The 13,998-nt window shown below is 70.6% G+C and carries 9 protein-coding genes; 3 read left to right on the top strand and 6 right to left on the bottom strand.

What is annotated here, in order from left to right; genetic code table 11:
• Positions 1-28: 28 nt before the first annotated feature.
• Entirely contained in the window at positions 29-298 is a 270-nt protein-coding gene (locus ACFOWZ_RS05730; protein WP_382369844.1) for a GlsB/YeaQ/YmgE family stress response membrane protein, read from the bottom strand.
• A complete protein-coding gene (locus ACFOWZ_RS05725; RefSeq protein WP_382369841.1) occupies positions 256-1,104 on the bottom strand; it encodes a DUF998 domain-containing protein in 849 nt (282 codons plus the stop codon). Before ACFOWZ_RS05725 ends, ACFOWZ_RS05730 begins: the two co-directional genes overlap by 43 nt.
• Positions 1,105-1,622: 518 nt before the next feature.
• Here ACFOWZ_RS05725 and ACFOWZ_RS05720 point away from each other — a divergent pair.
• Positions 1,623-1,928: a hypothetical protein gene (locus tag ACFOWZ_RS05720; protein ID WP_382369838.1), complete on the top strand. Its 306-nt coding sequence runs from the start codon at positions 1,623-1,625 to the stop codon at positions 1,926-1,928.
• A gap of 41 nt (positions 1,929-1,969) precedes the next feature.
• A complete protein-coding gene (locus ACFOWZ_RS05715; RefSeq protein WP_382369835.1) occupies positions 1,970-2,365 on the top strand; it encodes a MerR family transcriptional regulator in 396 nt (131 codons plus the stop codon).
• A 6-nt stretch (positions 2,366-2,371) separates the two neighbouring features.
• On the opposite strand, the gene ACFOWZ_RS05710 is transcribed toward ACFOWZ_RS05715, so the two are convergent.
• The 3 genes from ACFOWZ_RS05710 to ACFOWZ_RS05700 are packed head-to-tail and all read right to left on the bottom strand — an operon-like array spanning position 2,372 to position 5,797.
• Positions 2,372-3,289 carry an NADP-dependent oxidoreductase gene (locus ACFOWZ_RS05710; protein ID WP_382369832.1) on the bottom strand — a complete coding sequence of 306 codons (918 nt, stop codon included), beginning with the start codon at positions 3,287-3,289 and terminating at the stop codon, positions 2,372-2,374.
• A 43-nt stretch (positions 3,290-3,332) separates the two neighbouring features.
• Positions 3,333-4,358 (bottom strand): FkbO/Hyg5 family chorismatase, encoded by a 1,026-nt coding sequence (locus ACFOWZ_RS05705; protein ID WP_382369829.1) that lies wholly within the window; start codon positions 4,356-4,358, stop codon positions 3,333-3,335.
• The gene (locus tag ACFOWZ_RS05700) at positions 4,355-5,797 is read right to left on the bottom strand and encodes an FAD-dependent oxidoreductase (protein WP_382369826.1); all 1,443 of its coding nucleotides are present in this window, start codon (positions 5,795-5,797) and stop codon (positions 4,355-4,357) included. The genes ACFOWZ_RS05705 and ACFOWZ_RS05700 overlap by 4 nt, the downstream gene beginning before the upstream one ends.
• A 132-nt stretch (positions 5,798-5,929) precedes the next feature.
• Here ACFOWZ_RS05700 and ACFOWZ_RS05695 point away from each other — a divergent pair, with 132 nt between their 5' ends.
• A complete protein-coding gene (locus ACFOWZ_RS05695) occupies positions 5,930-13,240 on the top strand; it encodes an SDR family NAD(P)-dependent oxidoreductase (protein WP_382369823.1) in 7,311 nt (2,436 codons plus the stop codon).
• 8 nt (positions 13,241-13,248) lie between these two features.
• On the opposite strand, the gene ACFOWZ_RS05690 is transcribed toward ACFOWZ_RS05695, so the two are convergent.
• A complete protein-coding gene (locus ACFOWZ_RS05690; protein WP_382369820.1) occupies positions 13,249-13,932 on the bottom strand; it encodes a M15 family metallopeptidase in 684 nt (227 codons plus the stop codon).
• Positions 13,933-13,998: the final 66 nt, after the last annotated feature.

Here is a 13,998-nt window from a genome sequence, read left to right as displayed (position 1 = left end):
TTACGGACAAGACTTCGGGACGGGTGCTTTAGGCGTGCCTGCGGCCGTAGAGCCCTGCCGCCAGGCTGACGCCGCCGGCGGCGAGAGCGATCTGGATGATCAGCTCGATCCAGTCGATGCCGCGGGTGTCACCCACGCCGAGTGCGTTGGCGGCGAACGTGCCGATCAGTGCGGCGACGATGCCGATGAGGACGGTCAGCCAGATCGGGATGCGTTGCTTGCCGGGGACGACCAGCCTGCCCAGTGCGCCGATGATCAACCCGATGAAGAGTGCGCTGAAGATACCGGAAATCGCCATGTCTTCTCCTTGTGTGCAGCAACGGACATCATCACTTGAGAAGACAAATTCCGTTTCACTGCAACGTCTTCCCGGATTTCCATGACACAAGTGTTGCGGACGCCGGCGGAGTTTCGCAGCTGCCGGGCGTCTGGAACGACCCCGCTACCCGGCTGGAGCCGACCCGCCGGTCGGTCGGGTTCCACAAAGGACCCCCAGGTGGAGGAGCACGCCCGAGCCCCGAGCAGAAGTCCCGCCGCGACGGTCAGCAGCTGGACGCGTTGCACCAGCCCGGCACCCGGCTGGTTCACCAGGACCGCGGACAGCACACCCGTCGTGGCCAGCAGCGTGACCACCACCCCGGCGTGCCACCAGCGGGTGCTCCGCGCGAGACCGACGGCGGCCGCGAGGGCGCTGCCGAACGTCAGCACGCTGGTGACCTGGTGCAGCCGGTGCCCGAGCGACACCGATCCGGTGGCCTCGCGGTAGCGGCACAGCGCGTCGACGCTCGCCGCGCAGTCCAGCGACAGCACCGTGTCGGCGAGGGTCGCGGCGACGAAAACGAGCACGGAGACGATGACCAGACGCCCGCGCATCCACCGGGCGGCGAGCAGCAGACAGCAGGCGGCCAGGGCGTCCGTGACGCGGAACACCCACCGGTACGGCTGGTCGTCGGCGAGCAGCTCGCTCACGTAACTGTCCACGAAGGACAGACCGGTCGGCAGCGCCAGTTCAAGGAGCCAGAACGAGTACAGGAGCGCGGCCACGACCAGCCACACGCCCGGCTGGTCGAGCCGGCGGAGGAAGCGGTGGGAAGGTCTCGTCATCGCCATGCTTCCCTCACCTCTCCGTCGTGCTGTGTCTCGTGATCAACGCTGTGGGTTCGAAACCTGCACCTCGTGGCGGACGGACCTCGGGACTGGCGGGCACGGTCACCGGCTGGGGCGCGTGCTCACAGCCGAGTCGGAGAGTCCGAGGGATGCGGGCCAGGACGTGGTGTCGCAGTGGGGTGGGGTGGGTACCGAACCAGGTGGCGCGGCTCAGTACCCACCCTGGGCCGCCGGATCGGATCAGGATTCCGAGCCGGCGGCGGCGATCACCACTCCGTCCGGCATGCTCGGAATGGCACCCGTCCCGCTCGGCGGGGCCGCAGCCCGCCTTCGCGGCAGCGCACGTCGTTCGCCGTCCGAGGTCGCCATGACCACTACATCGTGCGGGCCGTCGAAGCACCCTCCGCCTACTGGCTGGAACTGCCCGCCACCTGGCGGTGATCAGCGAGCCGTCTGGCGACTGGACACCGGCGCGGGAACAGGATCGGCTGGACAGGGGCGGTACCGTCCGCGGCGTGGTGCCGATCATCATGCGGTGTGAAACGCAGACACGAGCGAGCGGAGTTGCTGACTTCGGCGGATGCGCAGAGCCTGGGGTGGATGCTCGCCACGATGGTGGTCAGCAGCTGCAGCACCGTGGAACCACGTGCGGATTGCCTCCCCAAGGCCCGCCGACCGCGACGACGAAGGGGGACCCGGCGGCAATGGTGCGGGTGAACGGCAACGGCGTGACGAAGCTGAACGAAGTGACGAACCGCATGATGAAGCACGTCGCCCGAGACCCGATCCACACGCTGAAATGCCGTGAGCGGGGCTGCTGAGCACGGTGTCCTGTCCACCGCCACGCCGTAGGCTGGTTGTCGTGACCACGACGTCTTCCGCCGCAACGATGAAGATCGGGGAACTCGCCCGGCTGACCGGGGTCAGCGCTCGTTCGTTGCGGTACTACGAGCAGCAGGGGCTGATGCACAGCACGCGCTCCGTCGGCGGGCAGCGGCACTACGCGGCGACGGAGGTCGAACGGGTCGAGATCATCCGCCGGTTGTTCGACGCGGGGCTGAGCAGCAAGGTGATCGCCCGGTTGCTGCCGTGCGTGGACAGTGACGCCCAGGACGTCGCGGAAGACGCTTTCACCACGATGCACGAGGAGCGCGAGCGGCTGACCGCCGACATCGCCCGGCTCGTCGAGGCCAGGGCCGTCCTCGACGAGCTGATCGAGATCAACACCCGGCACCGGGCCAGGATCGGTGCCGGGTGAGCGTGGTCAGAGGCTCAGGTCGATGACCACCTTGCCCGTGGCGTGCAACGACTCCACGAGCGCCAACGCCTCGTGTGCGCGTTCGAGCGGGTACGTCCGAGTGATGTGCGGGTCGAGCTTTCCGGTGACCATCAGCTCGGCGACGCGCTCGAGGCCTGCGCGGTCGAGGCGGCGGTGGACCATCGCGCCGCCGAGTTCGGTCACGGACGGGTCGCCGACGGAGATGAGTTTCGCCGCCAGCGGGGCGATCTCGCGCAGCGACTCGCCGCCGACGTTGTCCACCGCGGCGTCGAAGCCTTCCGGGGCCTGTGCGCGGAGCCGGTCCGCGACGCCGCCGCCGGTGTAGTCCACGAAGGACGCGCCGGTCGACGTGACGAGATCCTGCTTCGCCGCGCTCGCCGTACCCGTCACGAGCAGGCCTCGGTCCCGGGCGAGCTGGGCCAGCGCGATGCCGACGCCGCCGCCGATCCCGTTGACCAGCAACGAGGATCCGGCGGGCAGGTCGAGCTGGTCCAGCACGTCCAGCGCGGTGGTGCCGGCGACGGGAACGGTCGCCGCCCAGGTGTCCGGCAGTGCGTCCGGGATGCGGGCGGTGGCGGCGCCGAGCAGCAGCGTCGTTTCCGCGTACGTGCCCGAGCCGGTCAGGGCGAACCCGGTGACCCGGTCGCCGACGGCCAGGCCGGTCACCTCCTCGCCGACCGCGAGCACGGTTCCTGCCGCTTCCACTCCCAGGACCTGGGGGAAGGGCAGGTGGCCGTTCAACGCGGGGGCGTGTCCGGACCGGAGCTTGTGGTCCACCGGATTCACTCCCGCCGCCGTGACGCGGACGAGGACTTCGGCGGGACCGGGCACGGGATCCGGCCGCTCGAAGTACTCCTGGACGTCGGCCTCGCCGAAAGCCTTGTACCCCAACGCTTTGCTCATCGTGAACAGCTCCTGGAACGTCGAATCACGGACGAGTTCGACGCTATGTGTTGACACCGGTGTCAACTTCCACTCGATGTGACGCGGGCAACTCGACGCCGGGAAAGACGATCCCCTCGATCTCGACGAGCAGATCGGAGCGGCAGAGGTCCACGTTGAGGAACGCGATGTCGGCGGCCTGGCTGAACGCCTTCGCGCAGATCTCCCGCACGGCCGGGAGATCCTGCCGGTTGCGCACGTAGACCTTGATGTTGCGCAGGTCTTCGAGCCGCCTGCCTGGCCGCAGCCCGTGCCGGGCCAGGTTGTCCGCGCTCAGCAGGTGTTCGAGGTTGGCGAGCGTCTCGTCGCACTGCTCGGCGATCTGTCCGCGGTGCAGGGTCTCGTGTCCGACCACGCTGGCGGTGCCGGACACGTAGATGGACGCCCCGCTGCCCGCTGCCACGTGGGTGGCGCGGGCGAAGCTTGGGGAGGAGGGGCCGTAGCGTCTCGGGTAGCGGTAGGCGGGCACCTGGCGGCTGTTCTCGATGGTGACGCTGTGCGCGGAACGGCCGGCCAGCAGGCAGAAACCGATGCCGCCGCCGAGTGCCCCGACACCGGTGGCCGCGGGCAGTCGTTCGTCGGTGAACCCGAACTCGTGGAACGCCCGCGCCCGGCCCCGGCAGAAGTCGCGGTAGACCTCCAGGCCCTCGCTGTTCGTGCCGTTGATGTTCTCGACGAAGTTCCACATCCGGAAGATTCGCTGGTGGTCCAGCGTCCTGGTCAGGCCGAGGGCGGTCAGGTAGGCGGCCCGCACCGCCTCCGCGCAGTCGTCCGAAGAGTCGATCCTGGCCGCGCAGAAGAGGGTTTCACCGTCGTGGGCGTGCACCACTCCGTCGAGCGTGCCGCGTTCGATCGGCCGGTCGGTGTGCCAGACCTCGGTGAAGGCGTCCGCGGAGTCCGCCACCGCGTGCACGGTCAACTCGGGGAAACCGCGGTCCAGGTGCGGGTTCCGGCTTCGGGGACCGTAGACGACCGCGCCGAGCACGCCAGAGCTGGAGAAAGGTCCCGTCTGGAACGAGGACCAGGTCACCTCCTCTCCCAGCTCAGTCCGTCCTTGCTCACCACGAGACCGCTCCCGCGGTCGTCGGCCGCTGGTCCGTGCAGGGCCTCGTCCTGGAGGTTCCTGCCCTCCTGGAACGTCTCGCCGACGACGCGCGAGGAGTACAGCGGGTTGGTCCCGTCGGCCGCGACCGCCAGTTCCTCCACGCTCCGGCCGAGGTCGGCGGCCGCGGTCCTGAGTTCGGTGCGCACGTCCGCAGAGGTGAACTCGCCGGAAGCCAGCCCGCCCACGAGCTCGGCGAAGGCCGCGGTCTCCGCGGCGTCCACCTCGGTCAGCTTCTTCGCGGACCAGAAGTAGGACCCCTCGTCGCGGTGCATGTCGTAGAAGGAGATGAGGAACTTGTAGAACAGCGAGTACTCGTGGCGGTAGCGGCTCTCGAACTCGGCGAACGCGGTCTGTTCCGCCAGCTCGCCGTCGAGACAGCTGTTGATCGAACGGGCGGCCAGCAGCGCGCCGTAGGTGGCGAGGTGCACGCCCGAGGAGAGCACCGGGTCCACGAAGCAGGCCGCGTCACCGACGAGCACCATGCCAGGAGCCCAGAACCTCTCCTTCCAGTACGAGTAGTCCTTGCGCACCCGGACCTGGTCGTACGGAGGTTCGGTCGCGGTGGGCACGCCCTCCAGCTTCGCGGCGACCTCCGGGCAGGCGGCGATCAGGTTCGTCCACGCCTCGCGCGGATCTCCCTGCACCAGCGACCTCAGCTCCGGTGACACGACGGCGCCCACGCTGGTCAGGTCGTCACGCAGCGGGATGTACCAGATCCAGCCCGCGTCGAACGCGGCGCAGAAGATGTTGCCGCGCTGGGGTTCCGGGAGTCGCTCGCCACCGGCGAAGTAGCCGAAGACCGCGAGGTTGCGGAAGAAGTCGGACTGGATCCGGTCGCCGAGCGTGCGGTGGATGCGGCTGGTGTTCCCGGACGCGTCCACGACGTGGCGCGCATGAGCGGTGTGCGTCGTGCCGTCGGCGTCCACGTACCGGACTCCGGTGCAGCGGCCGTTGTCCTCGAGCACCTCGCGGACTGCGCACTGCTCCCGCACCTCCACGCCGTTCGCGGCGGCGTTGCGCAACAGGATCTCGTCGAACCGCGACCGTTCCACCTGGAACGCCGTCGACTGCGGTTCGGGCACACGAGGCGACATGGCGAAGCTGAACTGCCACGGTTCGGGATTGCTTCCCCAGCGGAAGGTGCCTCCGCGCTTGAGCGTGAAGCCCGCGCGTTCCACCTCGTCCGTCACGCCGAGCAGGCCGCACAGACCGTGCACCGTGGACGGCAGCAGGGACTCGCCGATCTGGTACCTGGGAAAGGACTCCTTCTCCAGCAGCAGTACCCGGTGTCCGCGCATCGCGACCACTGTGGCCGCGGTCGAGCCCGCCGGGCCGCCACCGACGACGATCACGTCGTACGTCATGCCGCTGTTCCCCCTGAAGCCGTGCTGTTTCGTCCCACGTTAGCGAGATTCGGGCAACATGGGATTTGCGGCGTTCACAGCCGTAGAAACTCATCGGGGGTTCGCGTGCCTGTTCGTCCTCTTCCTGAGCTGTTGAAAGACAACGCTCGCCTGCACGGCGACAAGGTCGCGTACGAGGACGATTTCCGGGCAGTGACCTGGCGTGAGCTGGAGGCCAGGACCGCGGGCCTCGCGGCGGGGCTCGGTGTCGGCCGCGGCGACCGGGTCGCGCTCGTGCTCGGTGACGGTGTGGCGCTGGTGGAGGCGTTGCTGGCCGTGACCAGGGCGGCGGCGGTCGGGGTGCTGATCAGTCCACACCACACGGATGCGGAACTGACAGCGCTGATCGCCGACTGCGAACCGGCCCTGGTCGTGACCGATCGGGTGCAGACGCTCGACCACGACCGGGTCGTGGAGTTCGAGAGTCTCGCCACCGAGACGGCGGGGCGGCCGCGCGACGATCTCGGACTCGACGAGCCCGCGTGGCTGATCTACACCTCCGGCACGGGCGGCACGCCGAAAGCGGCGGTCTCCACGCAGCGTGCGGCCCTGTGGTCACCGGTGCACTGCTACGGGCCGGTGCTGGGGCTGTCCGAGCGGGACCGGCTGCTCTGGCCGCTGCCGATGTCGCACAGCTTCGCCCATTCCCTGTGCCTGCTGGGGATCGTCGTGGCCGGCGCGAGCGCGCGGGTGTGCACCCGCCGGGATCCGGCCGCCGTGGCGGCGCTGATCAGCAGCTTCGCACCGACGGTGCTGGCGGGTGTGCCCGCGACCTACCGTCAGCTGCTCGCCACCGGCCTGGCGCAGGCACCGTCGCTGCGGATCTGCCTGACGGCGGGCGCTCCCAGCGACGCGCTGCTGCGCACGGAGGTCGAAGCGGCGCTCGGCGCACCGCTGCACGACTGCTACGGCAGCACCGAGACGTGCGGCATGATCGCCGTCGAACCGGTGGGCGCGCCACGCGTGCCCGGCACGAGCGGCCCGCCGATCCCCGGCGTCGAGGTCCGGCTGACCGGTCCCGACGACGAGATCTGGGTGCGCGGCCCCGGGCTGATCTCCGGTTACCACAACGCACCGGAACTGACCGCGGAGGCGATGCCGGACGGGTGGTACCGCACCGGAGACCAGGGGCGTCTGGACGCGCACGGGCACCTCACCGTCACCGGGCGGGTGAGCGATCGCATCGTGCGGGGCGGGCACAAGATCGACCCGGCCGAGGTCGAACGGGTGCTGCTCGGTCTGCCGGGCGTCCAGGACGTGGCCGTGGTCGCGCGACCACACCCGCTCACGGGCGAGGCGCCGGTGGCGTTCGTGGTGCCCGCGGACGATGCGGTCGACCCGGCCGCGTTGCTCGGTGCCTGCGCTGAGGTCCTGTCCGCGCACAAGGTCCCGGAGGAGGTCCTGTTCATTCCGGCGATTCCGCGCACCGGGTCCGGCAAGCCGCGACGCCGCGTGCTCCGCGACTCGTTGGTGCAGGCGCGCACGGACGTCGCCGAGTCGCTCGCCGCGCGGCCACCCGGCGAACGCCGCGCCGCGGCGCTCGAACTGGTACTGGACGAGCTCGAAGCCATCAACGGCACCCGGCCCGATCCGCGCACCGCGTTCGCCGACTTCGGCGTCACGTCGTTGCAGGCGACGACGTTGTGGCAGCGCCTCACCGCGAGGACCGGGCTGCGGCTGGCGGCCACCCTGGTCTGGGAGCACCCGACCCCCGAAGCACTGGCGGCGCACCTCACCGGGCTGCTGGGCGGCGGTGCGGCCGTCGACGCCACCGACCGGGTGGCCGTTCACCACGACCCCGCCGAGCCGGTGGCGATCGTCGGAATCGGCTGCCGGTACCCCGGTGGCGTGAGCTCACCCGAGGACCTGTGGCGGCTGGTGCGCGACGGTGTCGACGCGACCGGAGACTTTCCCACCGACCGTGGCTGGGACCTGGGTTCGGTGTACGACCCGGACTCCGAGCGGGCCGGGACCAGCTACACCCGCCGGGGCGGGTTCCTGCGGGACGTGGCGGGCTTCGACCCGTCGTTCTTCGGGATCTCACCGCGGGAAGCACTGGCGATGGACCCTCAGCAGCGGTTGCTCCTGGAGGTCGCCTGGGAGGCCTTCGAACACTCCGGTGTCGCGCCGTCGTCGTTGCGCGGCACGGACACCGGCGTCTTCGTCGGACTGATGCACGGTGGCTACGAGTCCCGGCTCGACCTGCCCGACATGGAGTCCCACCTGGTGCTCGGCTCGGCGGGCAGCGTCGCTTCCGGGCGGATCTCCTACGTGCTCGGCCTGCGCGGTCCGTCGATGACGATCGACACGGCCTGCTCGTCGTCACTGGTCGCCCTGCACCTGGCAGCCAGGGCACTGCGCGCGGGGGAGTGCTCGCTGGCACTGGCCGGTGGAGCCACGGTGATGGCCACCCCGCGGTCCTTCATCGCGTTCAGCCAGCAGCGGGCCCTGTCCCCGGACGGCCGGTGCCGCTCGTACTCGGCGGGCGCGGACGGCACCGGGTGGGCCGAGGGCGCGGGTGTGGTCGTGCTGGAACGGCTGGCGGACGCGCGCCGCAACGGCCATCCGGTGCTCGCCGTGCTGCGCGGGTCCGCGGTGAACTCCGACGGTGCCTCCAACGGGCTCACCGCGCCCAGCACGGTGGCGCAGCAGGAAGTCATCCGTCTCGCACTCGCGGATGCGCGCCTGGAAGAGTCCGATGTGGACGTCGTCGAGGGGCACGGCACGGCGACCAGGCTCGGTGATCCGGTCGAGGTCACCGCGCTGCTGGCCACGTACGGCAGGAATCGCGCGGAGGACCGCCCACTGCTGCTCGGCTCGGTCAAGTCGAACCTCGGGCACACCCAGGCCGCGGCCGGGGTGGCCGGACTGATCAAGCTCATCTGGGCGCTGCGGCACGACGAGCTGCCGAAGTCGTTGTACGCGGACGTTCCCTCGCCCCACGTCGACTGGTCTGCCGGTGCGGTGCGGCTGGTCGCCGAGCACGCGTCGTGGCCGAAGGGGGAGCGGCCCCGGCGTGGCGCGGTCTCGTCGTTCGGCATCGGCGGCACCAACGCGCACGTCATCATCGAGGAACCACCCGCACCGGACGCCCGGCCCCCGCTGACGCTCGTCACGGCGCCGTGGGTGATCGGTGGCGCCGACGAGGCCGGACTGCGGGCTCACGCGGCCAAAATCGCGTCCGTGCTGTCCGACGAGTCTGTTGTGGACATCGGATACTCGCTCGCCACGACCAGAGCTCCACTGCGCCACCGTGCCGCCGTGCTCACCGGGGACCGCGCGGACATGCTCGCCGGTCTGCGTGACCTGGCCCGTGGCGCCGGAAACCCCTTGGTCCGCAGAGCGATCGCACAACACGACCCACGGCCGGTTTTCCTGTTCACCGGCCAGGGCGCGCAACGGCCGGGCATGGGACGGGAACTGGCCGCGGCGTTCCCCGCTTTCGGTGAGGCGTATCGGTCTGTGTGCGAGGAATTTGACATTCCGCTGGCCGACCTGCCTGCTGATCTGCTGGACCGCACGGACTACACCCAGCCCGCGCTGTTCGCGTTCGAGGTGGCGATGTGCGCGTTGCTCGACGCGCACGGTGTCCGTCCGGGGCACGTCGTCGGGCACTCGATCGGCGAACTGGCCGCGGCGCACGTCGCCGGTGTACTGTCGCTGCCCGACGCGGTACGGCTCGTCGCGGCGCGCGGCCGGGCGATGGCCGCGATGCAGCCAGGTGTCATGGTCTCCGTGCAGACGACCGAAACGCATGCGGCGCAACACCTCGACGGTCCGGTCGCCATCGCCGCGGTCAACGGTGCCGGCGGTGTGGTGCTCTCCGGAACCACCGCTGCGGTGGACGCGGCAGTCGCACGGATCGGGCGGCCGCACAAGGTGCTGCGGGGTGGTTACGCGTTCCACTCGCCGTTGCTGGACCCGGTCCTCGACGAGTTCCGCGCGGTCGCCGAGTCGGTCACCTACCACCGGCCGAAGGTGCCGTTCGTGTCGACGCTGACCGGACGTCGTGAGTCCGAGACACTCACCGAGGCCGGGTACTGGGTGCGGCAGGCCCGCGAGACGGTTCGGTTCGCCGACGCGGTCGACTGGCTCACGGAGGCCGGCGCCACGCTCTACACCGAGGTGGGCCCGTCCGCGGCGCTCACCGTGCTGGTGGACGGCGCCGTGCCTGCGGGCAACGAGCCGGCCGCCCTGCTCGACGCGCTGGCCACCCTGCACGTTCGCGGCGTCCCCGTCGACTGGCCGGCGGTGTACGCGGACAGCGGCGCTCGTCGTTGCGACCTGCCGACCCATCCGTTCCAGCGCGAGCGTTACTGGCTCGACCAAACGCCGGCGGCCCAGGCCCGCACGCCGTTGCTGGGCGAGCCGCAACCAGACGCCGACGGCCCGGAAGTGCGCCACACCAGCGTTCTGTCGACCTCCGCGCAGCCGTGGCTCGCCGACCACCGGGTCAACGACGACGTGGTGGTGCCCGCGACCGCCTTCGTGGACATGGTGTTCCAGGCGACCGGCTCGACCCGCCTGGACGAGTTGGTCGTCCACCAACCGCTGCTGCTGTCAGGTGAAACGCGGATCCAGGTCGTGGTGGGCGGGCGTGAGGTCGCGATCTGGGCGGCTGCGGATGGTGCCTGGACGCGACACGCCTCCGCGACCACCGGACCCGCGATGTCTCCTGTGGAGCCGCCCGGAACGTGGCCACCCCCAGGCGCACAACGGGTGCCCATCAGCTACGGCAAACTGGCCGTGCGCGGCCACCGCTACGGCCCAGCTTTCCGTGCTGTCAAAGCATTGTGGACGCTTGGCGACGAGGTGTTCGCAGACGTGGACCTGCCTCGCGGTGAGGCTCAGGCCGTTGCCGCGCACGCCCTGCACCCGTGCCTGCTCGACGCCGCCCTGCACGCCTCCTTGCTCGCGGAGGCCCCTGAGGAGCAGCGGGTTCCGTTCGCGTTCACCGGCGTCGAGCTGCACCGGACCGACGCGGTGGCGGCGCGCGTGCGGATCACCCGCAACGGCCCGGACGACGTCCGGGTCCGGCTCACCGACCCGGCGGGCAGGCCGGTCGCGAAGATCGAGTCGCTGGTGACGAGACGCCTCGACGGTCGTGCCCTCGCCGACGGCGTCGCTGCTCGCGCGCTGCACCGGATCGACTGGGTCCCGGTCCCACGTGCACCCGCGGTCCCGGCGGGCGAGGTGTTCGACACCCGTACCGTCGAGGCGACCGGAACGCCGCCGGAACGCACCCGGCAGTTGGTCGCGGCCGTTCTCGACCGCCTGCAGAAGCCGCACGCCGACCCGCTCGTCGTGATCACGCGCAACGCCACCGGCCCTGATCCGGATCTGGCCGGCGCCGCGGTCTGGGGGATGGTGAGCAGTGCGCAGCAGGAACAACCCGGCAGCGTGGTGCTGGTCGACCTGTGCGGTCACCCTGCATCGGACGCCGCACTGGACACCGCGATCACCTCGGGTGCGGCGCAGGTGTCCGTCCGCGGCGGGCAGCTCCTCACCCCGAGGCTGGTCCGCGCATCCGCTCCGGAGGGTGACCCGTTCGCGTTGAACTGCGACGGCACGGTGCTGATCACCGGCGGCACCGGTGCGCTGGGCGCGATCCTCGCCCGCCATCTCGTGTCCGAACACGGTGCGCGGCACCTGACGCTGGCGAGCCGCCGCGGTGAACGACCGGACTGGGCGGACGAGCTGGCCGCGGAGGTCGTCGTGGTGGCGTGCGACGTCAGCGACCGAGCGGCCGTCGACCACCTCGTCGCCTCCTGCGACCCGGCGTTGACCGCGGTGTTCCACCTCGCGGGTGTGCTGGACGACGGCGTGCTGGGCGCCATGGACCCGAAGCGGTTCGCAGAGGTGCTCGCCCCCAAGGCGGACGCCGCCTGGCACCTGCACGAAGCCACGGCGGACCTGGAGCTGTCGGCGTTCGTGCTCTACTCGTCGGCCGCCGGAGTGCTGGGCAGGCCGGGACAGTCGAACTACGCGGCGGCCAACAGCTTCCTCGACGCGCTGGCCAGGCACCGGACCGCACGCGGACTGCCCGCCCGGTCCCTCGCCTGGGGCCTGTGGGAGTCGGACGGTGGCATGGGCGGGAGCACGCCGCGGCAGAACGACGGGGTGCTCCCGCTGAGCGCGGCCGTCGGCATGGCCGCGTTCGACCGGGCGATGCGCACCGCCGAACCCGTGCTGGTGCCCGTCCTGCTGGACGCGCGGCGACAGGGCCCCGCGATCCTGCGTGACCTGGTCCACGACGCGGCGGACGCCGAACCGGCCACCTGGAGCCACATCCTCGCCGAGGTACCGGCGGAAGAACGTCTCGCGGTGCTCACCGAGCTGCTGCGGGCCGAGGTCGCCGCGGTGCTCGGCTTCCCGGACTCGGCTTCACTGCCGCTGGACAAGGACTTCACCGAACTGGGATTCGACTCGCTCACGGTGTTGCAGCTGCGCAACCGGATCGGAGCGGTCACCGGGCTGCGGCTGAGCCCGACGACGGTGTTCGACCACCCGACCCTGCCGCGGCTCGCCACCCACGTCCAGTCCCTGCTGATCGGTGCCGCCCCCGTCGATCCGGCGCCGAACCTCCGCCCGGCCGCGCTGTACCACCGGATCCTGCGCGACCAGGACCCGGTCAAGGCGATGGGTCTGAGGATCCTGGCGTCGTACGCGCTGCCGTCGTTCTCCACCGAAGAGCGCGTGCGGCACGTGGTGGCGCCGATGCGGCTCGCGGCGGGGGACGCCGAGCCGGTGTTGTGCTACCTGCCCAGCTACCTCCCGGTCGGCGACCCGGTGCCGGCCCAGCTGAGCAAGCGGTTCGAGGGCGAGTACGACCTCTTCCTGATGGGCTATCCCGGTTTCGGTGCCGACCGGAGCCTTCCGGAGGACGTGGACACGCTCGTCCGCACCTTGGCCGACTCGGTGCGCGCGGTGGCCGAGGACCGGCCGACCGTCCTGATCGGACACTGCGCCGGTGGCCTCGTGGCACACGCTCTGGCAGCCCACCTGGCCGGAACCGGTCAGGCTCCGGCAGGTGTGGTGCTGCTGGAATCCGACCACGGTGTGGCGACCCGTGACGACCCCCGCGCGCTCGCGTTGCTGGCCGCCGAAACACGTCGTCCCAGCGAACTCTACGACGATCCCGCCGCGGACGTGGTGGCGCTCGCGGGTGGTGGCTACTGCAGGATCTTCGACAGCTGGCGTCCCGAGCCCTCTCCGGTGCCGACCTTGCTGGTGCGCGGCGGGCCGACACCGGAGATGGCACAGGCCGACCCGGAACGCGACTGGAAGCCGCGCTGGCCGTTGCCGCATTCCACGGTCGACGTGCCGGGTGACCACGACACGCTGCTCACCGATCACGCGGACACGACCGCCGAGGCGATCCGGATCTGGGTTGATCAGTTCTGAACGGGGCGTCAGGGCTTCTCGAAGTGCTGGTAGTCGATCGGGGTGTCCCAGAAGCCGCCCCAGGTCCAGCCGCGGGTGGTGAAAGCCTGCTCGGTGGCGTCGCCCGCGTGGATCATGCCGGGCGCGTTCTGGGTGCGGTCGACGTAGGGCGCGCCGTTGGGCGGGTAGACCTTGCCGCTGCGGGAGATGTAGGGGTTCTGCACGGGGTTGACGTCGATGGCGCGTCCGTAGGAGTGGTTGGACCAGGCGGTGCCACCGGTGATCGGCCGGCAGTTGAACGCCGAGGTGTTGTTCGCCGCCATCGACGCGTCGTCGTCGGAGTTGTACTTGTCCACGGTCTCCATCCGCTCGATGGGGTACCGGTTGAAGTACAGGTCGGCGAAGACCTGGGCGACCTCGACCGCGAGATCGGCGTGGACGACCAGTTCGCCGCGGTGCACCGCGGCGTCGAAGCCGACGAAGCTCAGGCTGATCAGCCTGAGCTGATCGGGCCCGATGGGGCAGCCTTCACGCCAGCTGGAAGCGAGCCGCTTCGCGGTGACCGGCTTGATGACGGCGACGTACGGCGGGAGGTTGCTGCCGGTCGGCGCGGCGAGTTCCACGGTCTGGGCGGTGGTGGCGGGCGCCGGCGTGGTGCCGATCAAGACTGCGGCCAGCGTGAACGTGATCAGCGCAAGTATTCTGGTTCTCACAAGAGTTCCTCTCGATCCCCCAACGGCGTACAGACGCCCTCGGGATCGACCCTGCCAGCGGTGCGC

The sequence above is a fragment of the Lentzea rhizosphaerae genome, assembly GCF_042649515.1.
In the GTDB taxonomy this organism is placed as follows: Bacteria; Actinomycetota; Actinomycetes; order Mycobacteriales; family Pseudonocardiaceae; genus Lentzea; species Lentzea aerocolonigenes.
This window is presented reverse-complemented; position numbering and strand designations above follow the sequence as displayed.